The sequence below is a fragment of the Shewanella surugensis genome, from assembly GCF_023284005.1.
Classification (GTDB): Bacteria; Pseudomonadota; Gammaproteobacteria; order Enterobacterales; family Shewanellaceae; genus Shewanella; species Shewanella surugensis.
Window position 1 is genome coordinate 1 of the sequence record NZ_JAKIKS010000049.1, and the last position, 13,714, is coordinate 13,714.

Annotated in this window: 14 protein-coding genes and 1 pseudogene; 9 read left to right on the top strand and 6 right to left on the bottom strand. The window is 37.3% G+C overall.

The window, feature by feature from the left end; genetic code table 11:
• Positions 1 to 109 (top strand): annotated as a pseudogene (locus tag L2764_RS13315) (IS30-like element ISVsa7 family transposase); the annotation flags it as partial.
• Positions 110 to 233: 124 nt separating this feature from the next.
• Here L2764_RS13315 and L2764_RS13320 read toward each other — a convergent pair.
• A complete protein-coding gene (locus tag L2764_RS13320; RefSeq protein WP_248940747.1) occupies positions 234 to 686 on the bottom strand; it encodes a hypothetical protein in 453 nt (150 codons plus the stop codon).
• Positions 687 to 897: 211 nt separating this feature from the next.
• Positions 898 to 2,805, bottom strand: coding sequence for a HAMP domain-containing methyl-accepting chemotaxis protein (locus L2764_RS13325; RefSeq protein WP_248940748.1), 1,908 nt, complete (start codon positions 2,803 to 2,805; stop codon positions 898 to 900).
• Positions 2,806 to 3,645: 840 nt separating this feature from the next.
• Between L2764_RS13325 and L2764_RS13330 the strand changes: the two genes are divergently transcribed.
• Positions 3,646 to 5,298 (top strand): GMC family oxidoreductase, encoded by a 1,653-nt coding sequence (locus tag L2764_RS13330; RefSeq protein ID WP_248940749.1) that lies wholly within the window; start codon positions 3,646 to 3,648, stop codon positions 5,296 to 5,298.
• An 81-nt stretch (positions 5,299 to 5,379) separates the two neighbouring features.
• Here the strand turns inward: L2764_RS13330 and L2764_RS13335 are convergent, their stop codons facing one another.
• The 3 genes from L2764_RS13335 to L2764_RS13345 form a co-directional block, all read right to left on the bottom strand.
• Positions 5,380 to 5,541 carry a hypothetical protein gene (locus L2764_RS13335; protein ID WP_248940750.1) on the bottom strand — a complete coding sequence of 54 codons (162 nt, stop codon included), beginning with the start codon at positions 5,539 to 5,541 and terminating at the stop codon, positions 5,380 to 5,382.
• Between the two features lie 386 nt (positions 5,542 to 5,927).
• A complete protein-coding gene (locus tag L2764_RS13340; RefSeq protein WP_248940751.1) occupies positions 5,928 to 6,371 on the bottom strand; it encodes a TFIIB-type zinc ribbon-containing protein in 444 nt (147 codons plus the stop codon).
• A gap of 101 nt (positions 6,372 to 6,472) precedes the next feature.
• Complete coding sequence (locus L2764_RS13345; RefSeq protein ID WP_248940752.1) at positions 6,473 to 6,850, bottom strand: VTT domain-containing protein; 378 nt, start codon at positions 6,848 to 6,850, stop codon at positions 6,473 to 6,475.
• Between the two features lie 255 nt (positions 6,851 to 7,105).
• Here L2764_RS13345 and L2764_RS13350 point away from each other — a divergent pair, with 255 nt between their 5' ends.
• Positions 7,106 to 7,639 carry a GNAT family N-acetyltransferase gene (locus L2764_RS13350; protein WP_248940753.1) on the top strand — a complete coding sequence of 178 codons (534 nt, stop codon included), beginning with the start codon at positions 7,106 to 7,108 and terminating at the stop codon, positions 7,637 to 7,639.
• Positions 7,640 to 7,862: 223 nt separating this feature from the next.
• Here the strand turns inward: L2764_RS13350 and L2764_RS13355 are convergent, their stop codons facing one another.
• Positions 7,863 to 8,765, bottom strand: a complete 903-nt coding sequence (locus L2764_RS13355; protein WP_248940754.1) for a LysR family transcriptional regulator — start codon at positions 8,763 to 8,765, stop codon at positions 7,863 to 7,865.
• Positions 8,766 to 8,887: 122 nt separating this feature from the next.
• Here L2764_RS13355 and L2764_RS13360 point away from each other — a divergent pair, with 122 nt between their 5' ends.
• From L2764_RS13360 to flgC, 6 genes are all read left to right on the top strand, one after another.
• On the top strand, positions 8,888 to 9,568 hold the full coding sequence (locus L2764_RS13360) for a pirin family protein (protein WP_248940755.1): 681 nt from the start codon (positions 8,888 to 8,890) through the stop codon (positions 9,566 to 9,568).
• Between the two features lie 30 nt (positions 9,569 to 9,598).
• Positions 9,599 to 10,219, top strand: coding sequence for an isochorismatase family protein (locus L2764_RS13365; RefSeq protein WP_248940756.1), 621 nt, complete (start codon positions 9,599 to 9,601; stop codon positions 10,217 to 10,219).
• 947 nt (positions 10,220 to 11,166) lie between these two features.
• On the top strand, positions 11,167 to 11,703 hold the full coding sequence (locus tag L2764_RS13370; protein ID WP_248940757.1) for a DUF924 family protein: 537 nt from the start codon (positions 11,167 to 11,169) through the stop codon (positions 11,701 to 11,703).
• Between the two features lie 164 nt (positions 11,704 to 11,867).
• Positions 11,868 to 12,614, top strand: coding sequence for an ElyC/SanA/YdcF family protein (locus L2764_RS13375; protein WP_248940758.1), 747 nt, complete (start codon positions 11,868 to 11,870; stop codon positions 12,612 to 12,614).
• A 255-nt stretch (positions 12,615 to 12,869) separates the two neighbouring features.
• Positions 12,870 to 13,268, top strand: a complete 399-nt coding sequence (gene flgB / locus L2764_RS13380; protein ID WP_248940759.1) for a flagellar basal body rod protein FlgB — start codon at positions 12,870 to 12,872, stop codon at positions 13,266 to 13,268.
• 2 nt (positions 13,269 to 13,270) lie between these two features.
• Positions 13,271 to 13,690, top strand: coding sequence for a flagellar basal body rod protein FlgC (gene flgC, locus L2764_RS13385; RefSeq protein ID WP_248940760.1), 420 nt, complete (start codon positions 13,271 to 13,273; stop codon positions 13,688 to 13,690).
• The last annotated feature ends 24 nt before the right edge of the window (positions 13,691 to 13,714 follow it).

Consider the following 13,714-nt stretch of genomic DNA (forward strand, 5'->3'; position numbering starts at 1 on the left):
AGCCAATGCTGAATTTTTAATTAACATGAGGCCAAGAAAGGCGTTAAACTTTCTCAGTCCTTATGAGTTTTTAACAGGTAAACGTGTGTCGCTTATTGCTGAGATCTAGGAGTCATGGCGTGTGGGTGAGGTTGGCGTACCGTGTTGGAGATAGATTGGCATCCTTGCCAATATAAAATGGATGAGTTCTCAGAGTTCAAAGCTAGAGATTAATGGTTAAATGCGGATAAAAATCAACCGATACTAAATTCAAGTTCAAAACCGTTTATTGCCCCCGCTGACCAGTCCTTTTTATATAAGCTGACATTAGTTTTTTTATAGAGGAATCGGATATCCTCTCCATGCTTAATGGCGTGAATAATACGAGGATCTAACGGACGGTCAAAGACGTATAAATAGAGATCTTTAGCACATGCCAACAAGTATTCTTTATCGGCTGGCATGTAAGCGACATTATTAATGTTTAAGATCAATCTAAAGGTATGACACTGGGTTTGATTGCCTGCAATGTAATAAGCAATGTGATTGGGGTGTTCTGTTGTTTCTAAGTTGAGATAAGAGGAGCCTGAATAATAAAGGTCGGGATATTGTTCATCTTGTCTATATTCATAACATACTAGGGTTTTAGATCGGTATTGAAATAATTCTCCTGCTTGCTTTGGGGCATATTTTACTAATGCTTCCATTTTTATCTCCTTCAGATTCATTTTCCAGTACTGCTTACAGTATTTAACTAATTGGCAACATTGTTACGTTAGCAAGTAATGTGGGGATCGACAAGCTCAAGTCGCTTTCTACTTGTTGAAGATAAAATGAATTCATGGAAAATAAGAAAACGTTTATTGATCTCAACTATTTGTTATAGTTTAATATATTGAAAAATTATTCAAAACCTTATTATTGAATATTAAAAAAGGTTATCAGTTCATCTAAGGTATGAGTTTGTTGCTTTAATGTTTTAACTTGTTGTTTAATCGAATCTAAGCCATTGGCATTTTGATCGGTGATATCTTTAATTTTTAAAATATTATGATTGATTTCTTCAGCAACAGAGGATTGCTCTTTAACGCCCACGGACACTTTAGCATTAGTATCGGATATGACGTATATGGCATCTGCAATATGCTTGTATGCTTTACCGGATTGATTTGAGAGTTCAACCACTTCGTAGCTACGTTCAGTTGACTGTTCCATGACGTTAACAACATTGGAAGCTCCAGTTTTTATTGCGTTAATGATGAGGGTGATATCTTCTATTGAGTCTTGCGTTTTTTGTGCCAAGCTACGGACTTCGTCCGCGACAACGGCAAAACCTCGACCTTGTTCCCCGGCTCTCGCAGCTTCGATAGCGGCATTGAGTGCGAGTAAATTAGTTTGATCGGCAATTTTGCCGATGACACTCAAAATACTGCCGATATTTTTGACATCATCATCGAGTTTATTAATCACACTATAAGCTGAAATCATCTCATTAGAGAGGGTTTCCATTGAACTGATGGTATTGTGAACCGCGATATTGCCTTTGTTAGCAGCATCATTGGCTTGTTGACTTTGGCATGTTGCTTCGTTGGCACTGTCAGCGATATGACCCGCTGCCATCGACATTTCATTGATTGCAGCGGCAATGTTTTCGGTTTCCACTTGTTGATGTTTCACATGGTATGTTGATTCTGAAATAAAAGCGTTAATCGAAGTGCCAGAGTCAAGTAATACATTAGAGACTTTTTTGAGTTGTATGATGATACCGAGTAGGGAGCTTGCAGAGGTATTGAGTGCACTATTGAGGGTATTAAATTCATCATCCCCTTTAATGGTAATATGTTGCGTTAGATCACCCTGTGCTATTTTTTGAGCAAAATGGACCGATTTATTTAGCGGTAACATGATGGAGCGCACTAGCCAAACACAGAGTACTAAACTCAGTAAAATGACAAAAGCAATGATGAGATACATGACTGTCTTGGCATTGTGATGCACAGTCAATGTTATTTTTGTTTCAGATTGAATCAATTGTGCTGTTTTGTTAGATGCGATATTGGCACGACTAATAGTATGCTCAATAATGGATTTCATTTCTAAGTTATATTGGTGTTTTTTGTTAAACAAGCTGTTATAACGACCGATGAGTTCAATCATATCACTTATTTCATGGCGTATATCCTTTGTCATTTTTACTCTTTTCAGGTTGTCGAACATATTATCAAGACTCGTCATTATGATGATAATGTGTTGTGAATGTTCCCCTGTAGGGTGATCATTATATTTCCAGACAGCAATGCGTAAATCATTAAAGCGATTCTTTAAGGCTTTAATGTGAGGAGTAAGCTGATTGTTTACCTTTGAAGGTGATGTTTCAACGGAGGATAACAGTTTATCGAGCCTGGAAGTGAGTCTTTCAGCTGCTTTATCGACATCGATTCTGACATTTAATATATGATAAAAAACATGAGTTAGATCATTGAACTGGTTGTTGAAGGTCTTAACCTCTTTGATTATTTCATCAATAGTTTGTTGACTTTTTTCAACTTTCATTTGTTTTTTAACATTGTTTAGTGTCGATAATGAATGGTTAATTTCTTTTTCAGCTTCTTTTTGGAAACGAATATCTTCGTTGATAATGAAATTTGATTGAGCGAGGCGTGCTTGATAAAGATTATTATTGGCATCTTTTAAGTCCAAAAGAATAATACGCTGAAGTGCGAGTTTATCCATATTGACATTAGAAAGAATACCAATCACTAAAATAAAAAAAATCATGAAAATAAGTGTGATGTAGAGTTTTTTCTTTACCGTTAAATTTATCATTACATTCCAGTTTCATTATATTCAAATAACATTAAAGAATAATCTTTAAATTTAATATCATGTTGTTGATTTTTCTGTTGAAAGGTGAGTTTCTTACCAATTATTCTTTATTGAAGTCAATAACGGTATTAGCCATACGTCGATGAAATTATTATTGAAAATGATTTATTCTAATGTTTAATATATTGATATGACTGGATAGGTTACTCATGATTAAGAGCGAGAAGCGATAGACTTTACATATTCATGAGTCAATTTCAATCTTGTTATAAGATCGGAGTCATAGGGATGAACATGGATAATAAGCGGTGAGATAATGAAAAATAAATCCCTATATTACAATGACATTGGAATTATTGGCTGGTGAACAGTCGTTAACTTATAGGGCAATACGGCACAACGTTTAGCGGGATATACCGTCGTGGATATTCTATTGATGAGTCACTATGTCAATGTATGGATAGTGTTGGCTGGCGTGGTTTGATCAGCTCTTTGTATTATTGTGCTCATTTATTTTAGCATGTTAGTAGCATTGACTTTGTTATTGTCACCTATTTATAGCGTTATAGTGGCAGATTATTTAATTAAAAGACAAAAGATTAATATTAACGTGCTTTATTCAGATAATCATAATGGTCGATATTATTATGGGTATGTTTATACTATGTTAGCTTTGATTTTCGAAGGGAATCTTCCCTTTTTTACTGTGAATATGATGGGACTTACTTTTCTTAAAGGCTTTGATTAGCCATTGATACTGTTCATCGATTTTATCCATTTTTATGATTGAATTAATGCAGTTTATGCTATTGGTTTATTTGTCAATAACAAGGATATGTTATGTATGATTATATTATTGTCGGAGCAGGATCTGCAGGATGTGTGCTCGCTAACCGTTTATCAGCAAACCTAAATGTGAATGTATGCTTAATAGAGGCTGGCCCAAAAGATACGCATAAAGCGATCCATTGGCCTTTTGGCATTTTATGGATGATGAGAAGTAAGGTACTCAATTGGCATTATTATACTCAGTCAGAGAAACACCTTAATGATCGCCGTTTGTTTTGGCCCAGAGGAAAAACATTAGGGGGCTGTAGTGCCAGTAATGCCATGATTTATACTCGAGGACATCACAAAGATTATGATCATTGGTCTGCATTAGGCAATAAGGGCTGGAGTTATGCAGAGATGCTGCCCTATTTTAAGCGTGGTCAACATCAAGAAAGAGGGCCTGATGATTTTCATGGTATTAAAGGCCCCCTCAATATACAAGATATAGAAGTAAAAAATCCTTTATCTCAAGCTTTTGTTATGGCAGGCGTGCAAGCGGGCTATAAAGACAATTATGATTTTAATGGGAAAGATCAAGAAGGTGTGGGTTTTTATCAAGTTACGCAAAAAACAGGTAAACGTTGTAGTGCCGCAGTGGCGTATTTAAGGCCAGCACAGAAGCGAGCTAACTTGCATATTATTGATCAAGCATTGGTATGTCAGCTTGAGTTTGAACATTCTGAGGACCCACAACAGGTGACGGGGGTGTGCTATTCACGGAAAGGTCATCGTTATCATATTCGAGCGAAGTGTGAGGTTATTGTGTGTGGCGGTACATTAAACAGCCCTCAATTATTGATGTTATCGGGTATTGGCGATAGACATGTTCTCAAGCAACATGGGATAGTTGTGAAACATGATTTACCTGGGGTAGGCAGAAACCTTCAAGATCATTTAGATATTATGTTGGTTTATCAATGTACTCAAGCGGTATCTTATGGACTGACACTTAAGAATATATTGAGCCATTCGGTGTATAATCTTTATCAACATATTGTTAAACACCGCGGTTATTTTAGCAGTAATGGTACAGAGGCAGGTGGGTTCGTTAAATCTGCACCCTCACTCGATATTCCAGATCTACAATATCACTTTTGTTGTTTAAAATTGCGTAATCATGGTTGGGATTGGCGATTCATGATAGGGGAGGGATATTCTTTACATGTGTGTGAATTGAGGCCCAAAAGTCGAGGTTTTATTACGCTGAATAGCAGTGATCCTGAAGATAAGGTGAGTATTGAGGCTAATTATCTTAGTCGATCAGAAGATCTTGATAAAATGGTTGTTGGCGTTAAAGCGTGTTTACACTTGCTAGAACAGCCAGCTTTCAAACCATATCAAGGTAAACGTTTAGTGCCTGATCATGCGCTTAAAACTGATGATGATATTCGTCAATTTATTCAGGCCGCGGCAGAGACAATTTATCATCCTGTGGGCAGTTGTAAAATGGGGAGCGATAATATGGCTGTGGTCAATGAACGTTTACAAGTGCATGGAATTCGAGGCCTCAGAGTCGTCGATGCGTCAATTATGCCGACGTTAATAGGGGGGAATACGAATGCTCCGACCATGGCGATTGCAGAAAAAGCGGCGGATATGATCCTTGAACAATATGGAATAATGTCGGGGGGCAGAAATAGTGATGATGTGTATGATAGTTAAGCCATTATGATTCTTTAAGATCTTGTTTAAAAATCAAATTAAGAGAAAATGGCTATTTTTAGTGGTATTCTTATTTATCGGTTATGTTTTTATTATGTTTTTATTATCGGTATCGACACTGATATCGTTATTGTTGAGTTGAGCAAAGCATCCTTTAAACGGTATTGACTCTATAGTGTCTTTAATTTTAAGATTTTGTTGTTTAAGGAAATATTCAATATCTTCATCTAAGTTACACGCCATAATATACAACCTCATTTCGTTTTTATATTTTATTCTTATTGTAGAATTCGATTTATAGCATGAAATTTTATTTTGTCAAAGGGTTTGAATGTTATTAATTGTATCATTATTGAGCAATGACTCTTATTTTACAGGGTATTGAAATAAATTTTATTAAGATAAACTAAGTGGTTAGTCTTTTACGTGAAGTAACATTTATTGAGCATTTACTCCATTAATGTTACTTCATGTTTCGGAAAGTGAAATATCGATGACTCAAATGGGTGAGAAATGAGTCGCTGATCCTAGATGATGGACTTAGAAAAAGGGTTAAGGGTTAAGTATGTATAAAAATGAGTGGATCCGTTTAACGTGTTCAATCCGTTCGGCTAGGGCTTCTTTGGTTTCTAAATGTTGGATGTGACCTCGGTACTCTGAGCTGTGAATGATGCTTTGTTCGAATGCTTCCGCTGCATTGTTTCTATCGGCTTTTGTAGGGAAAAGCTTCCTGATTTTTCCAGTTCACCGTAATCAAACCAAAATCCACCACAGCCTAGACATTCATCAACTTCAATGACTTTTTTAGGATTGTAATTAGGACTGTAATAATGTCTGAGCATGACAATATCAACACATTTTTGGCAGTGAATACGCTGAGTTAAATTGAGTTGTGGCGGTTGAAATTGTTTAAGATGATCGGCTAGTACACTGCCACGACGTTCACTTTTTTCATCGAAATACAGAAGTTCTAAGTGATCGAAAAAAACACCGCCACAGGTTTCAGATATATCGACAGTAATTCCACCAACGTTAACAGCCTTGAGGGGCACACCTGTTCTCGGGCATGGCATATGAATCCTTTCAATCGTTAATTTTGTTTACGTTTTACCATGTCATTATTTTGATTTATGCTTCTCTTTTCGATTGCGGCTTATGATCCCTAAAATAGGGATCATAATGGAAATCGTCGCCAATTCATGGCGGCAATACCAGCAACAAAGGGGGCAAACGTTCGAATGATGGGAATGAAACGAGCAAAAATAAGGGCGAGTTCACCATAGCAGTTATAGAAATGATGCGCTTTTTGAAGGTAAAGGGGGTTAAACCAGCGAGAACGAGGAAAATGAAATATTTTAGGGCCGATCCATCTTCCTGTTAGGTAATTCACTGTATTACCTAAAATAGCGGCAAAAATCCAAGACGATAATAATATATAAATATTGAGTGAGCCAGTGCTGGCAAGATAGCCTACGGCTAATAATAAAGAGTCTCCAAGTAAGAAGGGCAAAATAACCAAACCTGTTTCACCAAAAATAATCAGAAAAAACACTAGATACGACCAATACCCCATATGACTAACTAGACTATTGAGGTGTACATTTCAGTGCAAAACAAAATCGATGAAAAAGGCAAGATATTGCATAGAATGATTATTTCTTAAAAAAGAATAATACCTAGCTTTTACCTGTTACTTCTTATTCTTATCATGATAATTAGAGAGTGTTTATACTATAATGTATTGTAGTATAATGAAATTTTTAATGTTAGCATGAAATTAAATATTATTTAAACTAGAGAGTTCATCATGAGCCCTGAATTAATAACGGAACATTTTATCATTAGAGCCTTGGCACCAAATGATCTATTGGCCTTTAGCCAATATCGGTCGATGCCGGAGGTTGCACAATATCAAAGTTGGGGGGAAGATTATAGCTTGTCTGACGCAAAAGCTTTATTAGAGGGGACGGATTACGCACATTTTGGACAAGAAGGCCATTGGTATCAATTAGCGATTGCCGATCGTGAGTCTGAGGTATTGTTTGGCGATTTAGCGGTGCATTTTATTGATGAGCAACAGGTCGAGATAGGGTTTACATTAGCGCCTCAATATCAAGGTAAAGGTATTGCTTGTGAAGCGGTTAATACTTTATTGGCTTATTTATTTAATACGTTGAATAAACATAGGGTGATTGCCATAACGGATACGAAGAATCGACCTTCTTGTCAGTTAGTTGAAAGGCTTAATTTCCGTAAAGAAGCGCATTTTATGCAGAATGTATTTTTCAAAGGGGCATGGGGAGATGAGTATGTCTACGCTATGTTAAAATCTGAATACTAAGAACACGGCTTGAGCCGTGCTGCTTGTCTCTATCAGTGTCGTTATTACGTATGAGTACCCGTCTAGATAATATATCGATAAATATTTCTGCACCAAGTAGGACATTAGATGTATGATGGTGACGGGTAACATAATGATTTAAAATGAAATAAATGGTGTTCTGACCGTCATTATTTCGAGGTGAATGTTAATTCAATCGATGACGAGAAAAATATCAGTATCATTAAATATGAGTGAGTTTCTCTTTAAATAAATCTGAAATAAAATCTAAAAAGGCATTGATTTTAGGTATTTTAGCACGATTTTTTGGATAAAGGACATAAAGATGTACTGATTCCATTGTCCAATGAGGGAGTAGTGGTATGAGTGTCTTATCGATTAACTCAGACTGGCACATGTATTCAGGTAGTATGCTAATACCAAGTCCTTCAATTGTCATTTGCTTGAGTAGAGAGAAATCGTTAATCACGAGCTTTGGCTTAATGCTCATGGTGTGCAATATCTTATTTGAAAATAGTTGTAGTTTCTCTTCTTTGATTAAATGACTCATTAATAGTAAATCATGCGCGAGTAGTTCGTTAATATCTTCAGGTATAGATGATTGGCTGAAATAGCGTGGACTCGCGAAGAACTTTCTTTGTGTTGTTCCTAGTTTTCTTGCGATTAATGAAGAATCATCGAGTTTACCCACACGGATCACCAAGTCATATCCTTCTTCAATAAAGTTGACTCTTTCATTGAGTAATAGGAGTTGTAGGTTGAGATCTGAGTATCTTGATAGGAAACGAGATAAAGCAGGTTGGATTATTTGTTGGCCTATGGTAACGGAAACGCCGACTTTTAGCGGTCCTTTAATAAGGTGGATAATTTCATTTACTGAAGCTTCTGCTAAGTCGATTTCTTCATGAATACTCTTGCAATGAGTTAAATAGCGGGTACCTGCTTCAGTTAAATGCTGTGAGCGAGTTGAGCGCTCTAGTAATGTCACATTTAGTCTTTGTTCTAATCGAGATATCTTACGGCTCACATTCGCTTTAGGTATGGCTAACCTCTCTGCAGCCAAGGTAAAGCTACCCGTTTCAACTACTGCGAGAAAGGCCATCATGTCGTTAAGATCTTGCTTCATATTATTAATCGATTAAATTGTTGTTGAAATTGAGATTATATTATCAATAATCACCTATTTATAAAACAATAGCATTTATTTATGATTGAACGATTAACTATAGAATATATCAGGACGTCGCTATGCAAGTATTAACGAGGGATTCTTTACCTTTAGGTGGTTTTGCTGGATTAACAGAGTACAGGTTAGTGACTGATATAAAACTATTTGGTGGAAGAAAAATTGTTAATAGATTCCAAGGATTAGGGCTTTTTGTCTATTTGGCTGATGCGTGTTTTAACCCTAAAGGTGAAACAGGGATGCATCCCCATAGAGAAATTGATGTTATTTCTGTCATGGTTGCAGGAGAGATTAAGCATGAAGGTTCATTGGCACATGGTACAGGCCTTAAAGTGGGTGATGTACAAGTACAACGTGCAGGCGGAGAAGGTTTTTCACATAATGAAGTGAATCCAAACAGGACTAAGAACCGTATGATTCAACTATGGGTTTTACCTGAAAACACAGGTGAACCTGCTGGTTATAAATATTACTCCCCAGACTCAATGGGTGTGACTCGGATTTATGGCGGTAATAAGCAGCAAAATAGCATTTTTGACAGTCATACCTGTATCGATATTGTGAGGCTCGCTGCCAATAGTGATATGCAATTTGAAAACGAAACGCTTATTTATGTGACACAAGGAAAGGTTGATTTCATTGAGGGTGACAGCATTATTTCAGCAGAAGATGGTTATTTAATTCGAAGTAAAAATGTAAAAATCAATGTCATTAATGATGTTGAATTTATCGTTGTTAGTTAATTTTCATATCGTTAAATATTGGAGTTTGTGATGAATAAATTTTTTGAAACTTTAACAAGTGACAATGCCGTTTTGACTATGATCGATCATCAAGTGGGTTTATTAGTGAGTTGTAGAGATCAAGATCCACATTTAATGACAGAAAATATCAAAGGACTATGTTCTTTGGCTCGTACTGTGGGCTTGCCGACAATAACAACAGCGAGTTTGTCTGATGGTCCTAACGGTCCCATTATGCCTGAAATTATTGATATTTTAGGTGATAAAGTGATTGAACGTGAAGGTGAAATTAATGCGTGGAAGAACGCTCAATTCAAGCAGGCCGTTGAAGCCACAGGGCGTAAAAAAATTATTATGGCAGGTATTGTGACCGATGTGTGTTTAATGTTTCCCGCTATTTCGGCTGTCGAGGAGGGTTATGATGTCTATGCGGTAGTTGATGCATCTGGGACGTGGAACAAAGTAGTAGCAGACGCAGCGATTCATCGGATGACTCAAGCTGGCGTTAAAGTGGCAACATGGGCATCAGTACTTGCTGAATTAATGGAGGACTGGCGAAGTGAGCATGGTATGGCGCTTGGTGGTTTGTTAGCTGAGCATACAAGTTACCGCTGGGTTTATAATAATTTCTTGCATGCGAGTCAAAAATAATAATACTTTTAGAGGTAAAATTGAAGCAAGGACAAAGATCAAGTCAGCATGGGTTAGGACTTATCAACCCCTTCGGGTTTGATTTCTTGTCTCTTGCCGCGTAGATTTTGAGTCTTTTTGTCGCATTAATACCCACCCGCTGCGCGTAGCGAAGTCGAACCTAAGCGAGTGGGCTTGCTCCAAGGATGTTTATTTTTATAATATTTATTCCGCTAGTTTCCTTTATTCTAGAGTTTATTAGCTTGGGTTTACCTGCGCATAAATTTGCTTGCTTTGATAGTGCTTATTATTGCTTCTATATGGATGCCAATTACTATAAGATTAATACTGTTCTCCAAAAGCAATAAATAGTTTTAATAGATTAATTTATAATGGGTTTTACTGTTATTCCTAGGTGGTTTGTATACTCAAGTGACATTAGAATTTTTATTTCACTTGGGTATCTCTCGTATAAAAGAGTATTCCATGACGATATTGGCTCGGCCATATTCTGGGTGTGAATGTTGAGTGGCTGCTGTAAATCCATATTATCTATACAGTGCTATGGTGGTTTCTAATCGAGCATTGGACACTAAAAAGATTTTTTTTGCTTTGATTTTATTGAGTTTGATGAAGCCTTCATCCTTATTAAATAATGCACATACGCCAACTATCCGCTCATTTAGCCGTAGACTGGATATAGTCTCTACTCTCTATAACATCAGCGGGATTCGCGGCAAGTTCCCGATCAACGGCTTCAATAGAAAAGTAATAATTTATCCACTCTTCATTGAGGGTGATGAATTCCTTTAGGTATTGCTTGTCATGTTCAACTATTTTCATTGATATCAATAGAGAGAGTGTTCTATCTTTGATTATATGGCTTTTTAGTCTAGGTTGAAGTATTAGTTGAATGACTCAGCTTTTGGGGCATTAGACATGTTGCTAAGCAGAAAAAAGGAAACCTTATGTATCAACGAGTATTACAATTTTGGTTTGAAGAAATAAAATCGGCTCAGTGGTGGGAAAAAGATCCCAAATTTGATCAAATTATCAGGGAGCAATTTTTTCACTTACATCATCAGGCCAATCGATGTGAGCTTTATGCTTGGAGGCAAACACCAAAAGGGCGGTTAGCCGAAATTCTTGTACTCGATCAGTTTTCAAGAAATATGTATCGAGATACGTCTCAAGCCTTTGCATCGGATCCCTTGGCTTTGGCTTTATGCCAAGAAGCAATTGCTCAAAGAGCGGATAAAAAGCTTACCAGTGCTGAATGCAGTTTCTTGTATTTACCTATGATGCACAGTGAGTCGGCACGGATCCATGAAATGGCACTCCCGCTCTTTAAGCAAAGAGCGACGCTGTCGAGTGTTGATTTTGAATATCAACATAAAGCCATTATTGATCGATTTGGTCGTTACCCTCATCGCAATGACATTTTAGGGCGGGAGTCTACTGCAGAGGAAAAGTCATTTCTTAAGCAACCTAATTCGCACTTTTAAGCATACTGTTTATGGCTGTTAATGGGGAGGGTGATGATTTTTTTGGTCTACCAGTTTGCAGGAGAACTACACTTAAGTTTTAGTCATAAATTATATGAACCAGTTGGTAGTATCATTTAGTCGCAATAATCAGTTTGGTAGTAGTTGGTGTCATTGAGGTTGATATGTTTTATATCAAGTGGGTGTTAGGTCGATTATTAAGTCCTTTACCAGCCTGTTTGGGACTGATGTTAGTCGCTTTTATTTTTTTGTATCTTGATGATAATCAGTTAGGCTATGGTTTATTAGGCTTAGGGTTTATTTTTTTATATCTATTGAGCCTTCAGCCAGTGGCTTTTGCATTATTAAGTCCGCTTGAGTTTACATATCCAGTGTATAGCGGTGAACCGATTCGTTTTATTCATGTTTTAGGTAGTGGTCATTTCGAAGCTTCTTCTTTGCCTATTACCAGTCAGTTAAGTTATACCTCGAGTATTAGGGTGGTTGAAGCAGTGCGTATTTGGCATTTAAACCCTAATGCGACGCTGTTATTATCAGGCTATACAGGGATTAATCATATTCGCTCTACCGCGGTCATGCATCAAGAGTTAGCGCTAGCATTAGGGATCCCAGCGAACAATATTCAAATCTTTGAAAAACCAAGAGACACCGAAGAAGAAGTGTTGACAATAAAATCAATAATTGGTGATGAGTCAGTGGCCGTGGTTACGACAGCCAGTCATATGTTAAGAACAATGGCTTTCTATAATAAAATGGAGTTGCAGGTTATTCCTGCTCCCACCATGCACTTAAGTCGAACGCAGATTTGCGGTATGCATTTTTCACATTTATATCCTGAAGAGTCTTATTTACACATGTCGGCAACCGCACTTCATGAATGGATTGGGCTTTTATGGATGAAGTTGAAATGATGATTTTAAAGTAATACATTTTCATTTAATGTGTTTATTTTTCATTGTTATTGGGTTGTTTGAACTGTCTATCGCTATTTTTAGCCTCTTAATTTGCGATCTTACTTTTAAAGCTCGGCAATCGATTGCCGTTAACTATTGTTTCATTATCCTTCTGAGTTTCCCCCTCTTCATTTACCCGCCTAAAACCGTGCTGGATTATGACTTGGCACATCAATTGCTTATATCAATGATTAAACATCAACAGGCAAATTTATGGCGATTAATTTTGATAAAGCATTAGGCGTTCATCAATATACCTTAGGTGTTCGCTCTCAAAGGGCCGAAGTCTTGTCTTCTAATATTGCCAATGCGGATACGCCGCAATATAAAGCCCGTGATATCGATTTTGATAAGGCGTTAGCCTCAGCCAGTCGTCAACAAAACGGACTCAAGATGGCAATTAGCAATCGTAAACATTTTGATTTGGAAGCCTTATCTCAACAAACCCCCGATTATCGAGCACCCACACAGCCTGATACTGGTGATGGTAATACTGTCGATATGCAGCAAGAGCAGTCAGCTTTTATGCAAAACTCATTGGAATATCAGATGTCTCTGGGGTTTCTTGATAGTGGGTTTAAAGGCTTGAAAAAAGCCATTAGAGGAGATTAATCATGAGCTTATTTAATATCTTTAATGTGGCGGGTTCGGGAATGTCAGCGCAATCGGTCAGGTTAAATACCACGGCCAGTAATATTGCCAATGCCGATGCCGTGTCGAGCAGTATTGGCACGACTTACCGTGCTCGGCATCCCATTTTTGAAGCCACCATGAACCAAGCTCAAAAACAACAGCAGTCCTCGGTGGGAGTGGCAGTAAAAGGGATAGTCGAAAGTGATTTACCGTTAACGAAAACGTTTTCTCCCAATCATCCCATGGCGGATACCGATGGGTATATCTATAAGCCTAATGTGAATGTGATGGAGGAAATGGCCGATATGATTTCGGCTTCTCGTTCTTATCAAATGAACGTACAAGTTACCGATGCCGCCAAATCAATGTTGCAACAAACCTTGAGAATAGGGAAATCTTAAATGTCGCTATTTGATGTTTATTTT

What these genes read in the sequence shown, in the direction of transcription:
- L2764_RS13320 (WP_248940747.1), bottom strand. Translation starts at nt 686, where the DNA reads ATGGAAGCATTAGTAAAATATGCCCCAAAGCAAGCAGGAGAATTATTT.
- L2764_RS13325 (WP_248940748.1), bottom strand. Translation starts at nt 2,805, where the DNA reads ATGATAAATTTAACGGTAAAGAAAAAACTCTACATCACACTTATTTTC.
- L2764_RS13330 (WP_248940749.1), top strand. Translation starts at nt 3,646, where the DNA reads ATGTATGATTATATTATTGTCGGAGCAGGATCTGCAGGATGTGTGCTC.
- L2764_RS13335 (WP_248940750.1), bottom strand. Translation starts at nt 5,541, where the DNA reads ATGGCGTGTAACTTAGATGAAGATATTGAATATTTCCTTAAACAACAA.
- L2764_RS13340 (WP_248940751.1), bottom strand. Translation starts at nt 6,371, where the DNA reads ATGCCATGCCCGAGAACAGGTGTGCCCCTCAAGGCTGTTAACGTTGGT.
- L2764_RS13350 (WP_248940753.1), top strand. Translation starts at nt 7,106, where the DNA reads ATGAGCCCTGAATTAATAACGGAACATTTTATCATTAGAGCCTTGGCA.
- L2764_RS13355 (WP_248940754.1), bottom strand. Translation starts at nt 8,765, where the DNA reads ATGAAGCAAGATCTTAACGACATGATGGCCTTTCTCGCAGTAGTTGAA.
- L2764_RS13360 (WP_248940755.1), top strand. Translation starts at nt 8,888, where the DNA reads ATGCAAGTATTAACGAGGGATTCTTTACCTTTAGGTGGTTTTGCTGGA.
- L2764_RS13365 (WP_248940756.1), top strand. Translation starts at nt 9,599, where the DNA reads ATGAATAAATTTTTTGAAACTTTAACAAGTGACAATGCCGTTTTGACT.
- L2764_RS13370 (WP_248940757.1), top strand. Translation starts at nt 11,167, where the DNA reads ATGTATCAACGAGTATTACAATTTTGGTTTGAAGAAATAAAATCGGCT.
- L2764_RS13375 (WP_248940758.1), top strand. Translation starts at nt 11,868, where the DNA reads ATGTTTTATATCAAGTGGGTGTTAGGTCGATTATTAAGTCCTTTACCA.
- flgB (WP_248940759.1), top strand. Translation starts at nt 12,870, where the DNA reads ATGGCGATTAATTTTGATAAAGCATTAGGCGTTCATCAATATACCTTA.
- flgC (WP_248940760.1), top strand. Translation starts at nt 13,271, where the DNA reads ATGAGCTTATTTAATATCTTTAATGTGGCGGGTTCGGGAATGTCAGCG.